Source organism: Anaerolineae bacterium (assembly GCA_016931895.1).
In the GTDB taxonomy this organism is placed as follows: domain Bacteria; phylum Chloroflexota; class Anaerolineae; order 4572-78; family J111; genus JAFGNV01.
Genome location: JAFGDY010000154.1, coordinates 26,972 through 34,149, shown reverse-complemented (window position 1 = coordinate 34,149; position 7,178 = coordinate 26,972). Strand labels below are relative to the sequence as shown.

Genomic DNA, 7,178 nt, shown 5'->3' with positions numbered 1-7,178 from the left:
AGAAAATAGCCTGGACCCGATAAATTTTAACGACCAATTTTTATTTCGTGCTCAAAAAAGTGTCAACTAAATTGTGAACCATCCCCATTTTGGTAATTGAATTGAATTTATCATCCATTCCCCACGCCCATCAGAAACAAAATATCGCGCGCCGACGGCCAGGGAATAAATATGATGATCAAACAAAAGATTAATACGGCCAGGCCAACCAGGTAATCCCGTTTGCCGCTTTTGAGAATAATGAACTTGGTGCGTCCTGCGCCGCCCAAATAACAGCGCGCTTCCATGGCCCAAATCAACTCCTCGGCCCGGCGAAAGGCATTGATGAAAAGCGGCACAATCAAGGGCAAATACAACCGGGCCGCCTTATCGGGCCGCCAGACTTTTGTTTGGCCAAAATCGGCGCCCCGGCTGGCCTGAGCTTTCATTACCTGCTCCATCTCCCCGGCAAACGTGGGCACAAAACGCAGGGCAATCATGTTGATCAGGGCCAGCTCGTGGGAGGGCACGCCCAAACGCCGGAAGGGGTTGAGCAGTTTCTCCACCCCATGAGTCAGTTCGGTGGTGGTGGTGGTCATGGTCAGCAGACTGGTGATAAAGATAAAACAAATAATGCGCAGCAGGCCAATGAGAACCAGGTGCAGGCTAAAATGGGTCAGGCGCAGCCAGCCCCATTCCAGGTAAACCTGTCCCGCCGGCTCGCTCCAACCCTGAAAGAGAAGTTGAGTGACAAAAATGAGGGCCAGAATTGGCAACCCTAACACAAGGCCTCGCAGCAGATAATTGAGAGGCACTCGCGCTATTCGAGCGATCAGCAGTGTGCCTGCCAGCAAGATGGTCAGCGGGACCAGCGCCTGCGCCAGTGAAACCGCCAGCACCAGGGCCAGCGCGGCCACTATTTTAAGGCGCGGGTCGAGCTGATGCACCCCCGAATTTGTGGGGATGTACTGGCCAATGGTCACGTTGCGTAAAAGCTCAAAGTTGCTCATAAAATGTTTGCCAAAATCTCTACGGCCTGTTCTACCGTTAAAGCTGTGTCTGTTTGTTCAATGAGACCTGCGTCTCGTAACCGGGCCACGGCGTCGGTTACCGCGGGCGCATCCAGGCCAAAATCGCGGAGTATTTGCGGCCGGCCAAACACCTCGGCCGGCGGGCCGGTCAGCACCACTTGCCCGCTGCTGACCACGCAAATTCGATCACACACGCGGGCCAGTTCCTCCATATTATGCGACACCAACACCAGTGTTAGATTTTGTTCTCGCTGGCGCTGTAAAATATAGGCCAATAATTGTTGACGCCCTTGGGGGTCAAGGCCGGCGGTCGGTTCGTCCAGCACCAGTACTTCCGGCTCCAGGGCCAGCACCCCGGCCAGGGCTACCCGGCGCATTTCGCCCCCGCTCAGGCTGAAGGTTAACCGGTCTTTGAATTCGGCAAAACCAAGCCCCACCGATTCCATCGCCCGTTTTACCCTGGCCCGCACCTCTTCTCTGGACAGTTTCAAGTTGCGCGGCCCATAGGCAATATCGTCCCCTACGTAATGCTCAAATAATTGCGTTTCAGGCTGTTGAAAAACCAGGCCCACCCTGGCCCGGATATTTTTGACATCCAATTGTTTGGCGTTGGCGTCTTGCCCAAAAATAACCACCTGCCCGGCGTGGGGACGCAGCAACGCGTTAAAGTGCTGAATAATGGTTGATTTGCCCGACCCCGTGTGGCCGATAATACCCAATATCTCCCCCCGGTAAATTTCCAGGTTGACCTCTGTTACGGCTTGCACTTGCAGAGGCGTGTCGCGCATGTAGTAATGCGAGAGGTTTTTGGCCCGGATGACGGGTTCGATCTCCGGCGGAACCGTAACGCCATTTTGGTTGGCCGCTGCCGGTTGCGGGTCAAAAACATTCCCGGCGGATGAAACCTCCTGAGGCGTCTGCGCCGGTTTGGGTCGGCCATTTTGCCGGGGATGGCGTTGCCGTATTGCCGCCACAAATGCGTCCGCCTGCAAAATATCTTGGGGGAAGTCGGCTAAACGTTGGCGCAGGGCCAGGGCCAGTTGGGTAATCGGCGGCACGTCCATTTGCCATTGGCGCAACTGTTCCGCCTGGCCAAATACGGCAGACGGCGGGCCTTGCAGAACAATGCGACCCCCGGCCAACACCACTACCCGGTCTGCGTCAACCGCCTCTTCCATAAAATGGGTGATGGCGATAACGGTTACGCCCTGTTCCCGGTTGAGCCGGTGGGCAATCTCCAACACTTCGCGCCGCCCCAGGGGATCCAACATGGCGGTGGCTTCGTCCAGCACCAGCACTTCCGGCTGCATGGCCAACATCCCGGCCAGGCAAATCCGCTGCTTCTGCCCGCTCGACAGCAAATGCGGCGACCGGCGGCGGAAAGCCTGCATGCTCACCTGTTCCAGCGACCAGGCCACCCGTCTGACAATCTCAGGGTGAGCCAGCCCTAAATTTTCCGGCCCAAAGGCAACATCCTCTTCCACAATGGTGGCCACCAACTGGTTGTCGGGATTTTGAAACACCATGCCCACCGTTGAGCGAATGTCCCGGAGATGCCGGGGCTCTTTTGTATTCCACGTTTTAACCCACACCTCGCCCTCGGTGGGCAGAAGTAAGCCGTTCAAGTGTTTGGCCAGCGTGGATTTGCCGGAGCCGTTATGACCCAGGATGGTCAGGTATTCGCCGGTTTGGACGGCCAGGTCAATTCCGGCCAGGGCTTTGACCGCCTGGCCGCTGTCTGGCTGATATGTATAATGCACGTTTTTGAGGTGAATGATTGGACTCAAAGCCATTTTCTCGACTATTCGCCCTCAAGCCGTAAGGCAAACAAAAAGCCTCGCAGCGGAAGCCGCGAGGCTCATGGGCATAGCGGAAATGAATTCTGGTGATGCTCTGAGCGCCGTCTCGGCCCGGCTTGGGTCCAAGCGACTTCGCACCGTTATGGTGAGGTATGTTTGTGATTTTTGGTTCACTGCTGGTCTGATGCCAGTCAATGACGGCCAACAAAAACCGTTGGCTGGAGAATTATAGCACGTTTATTGAAATAAGGAAAAAAACATTTCTTGTGCCCAAACTAAGTTTGGGTGCAAACCAATTTGAGCACAAAAAAAACTCGGTCCTAAGCCGATTTTTGATGCACGGTGGCCGCCTGTTCTTGGCGCTCGGTTAGCATTTTGTTGAGCGCGCTCATATAGGCGCGGGCGCTGGCCACAATAATGTCGGTGCTGGCGCCGTGGCCGCTGTAGGTGCGCATCACCTGCTGGCCGGTTTGCAAGTTGGTTTCGTAATCTTCGCCGTTTTCCGGTTGGATGCGGATGGTGACCTCGCCCAGCGCGTCAATGCCTTCGGTCACGGCCTGGACGATGAACTCGGTGAGAGTATTGGGCACATTCACAATGCGATTGATGGCCTTGTACACCGCATCCACCGGCCCGGTGCCGATGGCGGCATCGGTGATTTCGTCGCCATTGGGGTCGGTCAGGCTGACGGTGGCCGTAGCTTTCACCTTATCGCCGCAGGAGACCGCCACGCTGTTAAGTTTCCAGATTTCTTTGGGTTGATAAAATTCGTCGGTGATGATGGCCTCAATGTCGGCGTCGGAGACCACTTTCTTTTTGTCGGCCACGCGCTTAAAGCGGTCAAAGGCCTGGTTGAGTTCCTCTTTGCTCAGGTCGTCGTGGCCCATCGCTTCCAGGTGCCGGCGGAAGGCGTGTCGCCCGGAGTGTTTGCCCAACACCAGCGCGCTCTCGGTCAGGCCAATGGTTTCCGGCCGCATGATTTCATAAGTGGTGTGATGTTTTAACATTCCATCCTGGTGAATCCCGGCCTCGTGGGCAAAAGCGTTGCTGCCCACAACGGCTTTATTGGGCTGCACCGGGATGCCGGTGTAGGCGCTGACCATGCGGCTGGTACGCATGATTTGGGTGGTATCAATGTTGCTCTCCACCGAAAAGTTTTGCGGCCGGGTATGCACAGTCATCACAATTTCTTCCAAACTGGTGTTACCGGCGCGTTCGCCAATGCCGTTAATGGTGACCTCAACCTGTCGCGCGCCGTTTTGTACCCCGGCCAGGGTATTGGCCGTGGCCAGGCCCAGGTCGTTGTGGCAGTGAGTAGACCAGATCACTTTCTCCGCGCCCGGCGTATTTTCAATGAGATACTTTATCAGCCAGCCGAATTCTTCGGGGGTGGTGTAACCCACGGTATCGGGAATGTTGAGCGTGGTGGCCCCGGCCTTGATGGCTTCGGCCAGCACCACGGTCAAAAATTCCGGGTCGCTGCGCCCGGCGTCTTCCGGCGAAAACTCCACGTCGTCGCATTTGCTCTTGGCGTAGCTGACGGCCTTGATGACCTGATCAACGCAGCCTTCGCGATCGATTTTTAATTTGTGTTTCAGGTGAATGTCGCTGGTGGCTAGAAAGGTGTGAATGCGGTGGCGCGGCGCAACCTTAACCGCCTCGTAGGCCCGGTCAATATCCAGCTCATTGGCCCGGGCCAGCCCGGCAATAATCATTGGCCGGCCGCTTTTACGCCCTTCGGTCAGCGGGCCAACTTCTTGGGCAATACGGCGGACGGCTTCAAAGTCGCCCGGTGAGGCGATGGGAAAACCGGCTTCGCACACGTCTACGCCCAGCCGGGAAAGTTGCCGGGCAATTTCCAACTTCTCTTCAATGTTCAACGTTGCGCCGGGCGATTGTTCGCCGTCGCGCAGGGTGGTGTCAAAGATAACCAGTTTCTCTTTTTTGGCAGGCGCTCCTTTGGGTACGTCTACCTCTACCGCTACATCTCCGTCGGTGCTCATGATTTGTTTCTCCTTTTTGTTTTGAGGTTAAGGGGATGAGTGGCTGGCAACTGACCACGAGTTTTTAGCTTACCCTCATAGCCTTTTGCCAGCCAACCATCCCAGTTGCTTGAAATTACGATTTTTTAAATTTAAATATTGACAACCAGGGTTCCGATGATAAAGGACACGGCGACACAAGTCGCTAAGGTCATCTGTCACTCGCCATCACCCCCTTTCGTTTTTGTTTTTTTACAAATTAGCCCATTACCGAAATATCAACCGATGGTCGCCATTCCGCGCAAACCGCCAGAACCTGGTGAATGTCGTTATCCATAAAATTATCAATTAAGGCCTCGTCCACCTGAACATCCCGGTCCAGGGCCGTAAACGTTTGCTGGCGGAAAATATAATCAAAACGTGGCGCCCACTTGCGAGCGCCCAGGCGGGCCGTAGTGGAGCAGTTGTCCACCATATAGGCCACGCCTTTGTAATCCATGTACGGGTTCAACGAGTCTACCGCTTCAATGATGGACTCATTGGCGATTTCAGAGTAGGGATGGCCTATTTCTTTGAGTAAATCTATTTGGGCCATCATGGCCGCCAGGTAAACCCCGGCCGTTACCGGGTGCAGCGGAATTTGATCGTTGTGGCGTTTGGCGCGGACTTTTTCACCCACCTGCCACATTTCGGTGCCGTCAATTTTGCCCATGGGGTAACGGGTAAACCGGTTGTGAGCCGCAATCACGCTGTGAATTTCGTCGCCCGAGGCCACCTCGTCGTAAATTTCCAGCAGAATATCAAAGGCCGGATGATAAGCGGCGGAGTAAGCCAGGCGGAATGTCTGCTTATCTTTTTCGCTCAAAGCTTCGTACACTCCCAGCAGACCCTGTTTGGAGATGATCCGGCTGATAGGCCCGGTGATCCCCTCCACCGAATTGATGAAGGCAGCTTCTTGACTGTAACCATGCCGCACAAACCAGTGGTATAAACTTTCCACAATACCGTGGACTGCGCCCAGCAGAACGCCTCTTTCGCCAAAAATGTCAGACTTGTATTCCGATTCCAGAGTGGTCATAAAGGCAAAGGGCGCGCCCAGGCCGATGGCCCAGCCCAGGGCGTAGTCGGTGGCTTGGCCATTAATATCTTGTTCAACTGCAAAGCTGGCGTTGATCCCCGCCCCGTTGATTTTTTGGCCCTGCTCATACAGCCGCCGCACCGACGGCCCCATTCCTTTGGGGCAAACGCCGATCACGTTGATGTTAGCGGGAAAATATTCGCCAATGCTTTGCAGATAGCCCAATAAAAAGCCGTGCGAGAGGCCCAAGGTGGCGCCGGGGCGGATGGCCTCAAAAATTTGTTTGTAATTTTGGGCCTGGGCCGCATCGGAAATGAGCAGCAGCACCAAATCCGACTCGCGGATAACCCGGTACATCTCGCCCAAGGTTCCGTTAGCGCGGGTAAACCCTACGGTCTCTGCCGACGCAATAGACCTGGAATTTTCTCTGAGACCGACAACGACTTTGATGTCCGTGCCGGCCAGAGAGTCACGCAGATTTTGGGCCTGGGCCGGTCCCTGCGATGACCAGCCGATGACGCCGATTTGTTTGATCCCGGCAAAAGCTTGGGGTAACAATGGAAAAAGATGGCGCCCGCCGCGAACGATGTATTCTTTGGTGTCGCCTAAAATAATTTTTTCTTTCTTAAAAATATTGGTTTGAAAATCAAGTTTCATCAGATTTATTCCCCCGTTGAAAACAAATGGGTGCAGGTTTGGTTGGCAAAAAAGCTCATTGTTCAAGCTGGCTCCCAAATCCGGTTTGGGAACCGGCTTGAACGTAACCTACGATCATGGGTTAATGCTTGCCGTTGCCGGTAGAACCGGAGCCGTTGCGCGGCAGCACCACACCGCGGGTCATGGCAATTTGGCCGGTGCGCATGATTTCCAAAATGCCAAACGGCTCCAGCACGCCAATGAGCGATTCAATTTTACTGGATTCGCCGGTCACTTCCACAATCAGGGTTTCGGTGGCCACGTCCACAATGCGGGCGCGATACATTTCGGCCACGTCCATTACCTGGCCGCGTTGGGAGGCGCCGGCCTTGATCTTAACCAGGGCAGTCTCCCGGATGACGCACGGCTGCTCGGTAACGTCTTGCACATCAATCACGTTGATGAGTTTGAGCAGGTTGGTCCGAATGACGTTGCGCCGCAACAATTCCTCCTCGTCGGTGACAATGGTCATGCGGCTGACGCCGGGCGTTTCGCTGTGGCCAACGGCCAGGCTCTGGATGTTAAAGTTGCGGCGGCGAAACAGGCTGGCCACCCGATTCAACACGCCGGGTTTGTCTTCCACTTGGGCAATTAAGGTTTGTTTCATGATTCA

5 protein-coding genes are annotated in these 7,178 nt (G+C 54.9%); all 5 read right to left on the bottom strand.

Annotation, left to right across the window (positions count from 1 at the left end; all coding sequences use genetic code 11):
- Positions 1–110 precede the first annotated feature (110 nt).
- On the bottom strand, positions 111–989 hold the full coding sequence (locus JW953_11740; protein MBN1993363.1) for an energy-coupling factor transporter transmembrane protein EcfT: 879 nt from the start codon (positions 987–989) through the stop codon (positions 111–113).
- Positions 986–2,803: an energy-coupling factor transporter ATPase gene (locus JW953_11735; protein ID MBN1993362.1), complete on the bottom strand. Its 1,818-nt coding sequence runs from the start codon at positions 2,801–2,803 to the stop codon at positions 986–988. Before JW953_11735 ends, JW953_11740 begins: the two co-directional genes overlap by 4 nt.
- Positions 2,804–3,129: 326 nt before the next feature.
- Positions 3,130–4,812 carry a 2-isopropylmalate synthase gene (locus JW953_11730; protein MBN1993361.1) on the bottom strand — a complete coding sequence of 561 codons (1,683 nt, stop codon included), beginning with the start codon at positions 4,810–4,812 and terminating at the stop codon, positions 3,130–3,132.
- Between the two features lie 238 nt (positions 4,813–5,050).
- Positions 5,051–6,526 (bottom strand): ketol-acid reductoisomerase, encoded by a 1,476-nt coding sequence (locus tag JW953_11725; protein ID MBN1993360.1) that lies wholly within the window; start codon positions 6,524–6,526, stop codon positions 5,051–5,053.
- Between the two features lie 121 nt (positions 6,527–6,647).
- Positions 6,648–7,172 (bottom strand): acetolactate synthase small subunit, encoded by a 525-nt coding sequence (gene ilvN, locus JW953_11720; GenBank protein MBN1993359.1) that lies wholly within the window; start codon positions 7,170–7,172, stop codon positions 6,648–6,650.
- Positions 7,173–7,178: the final 6 nt, after the last annotated feature.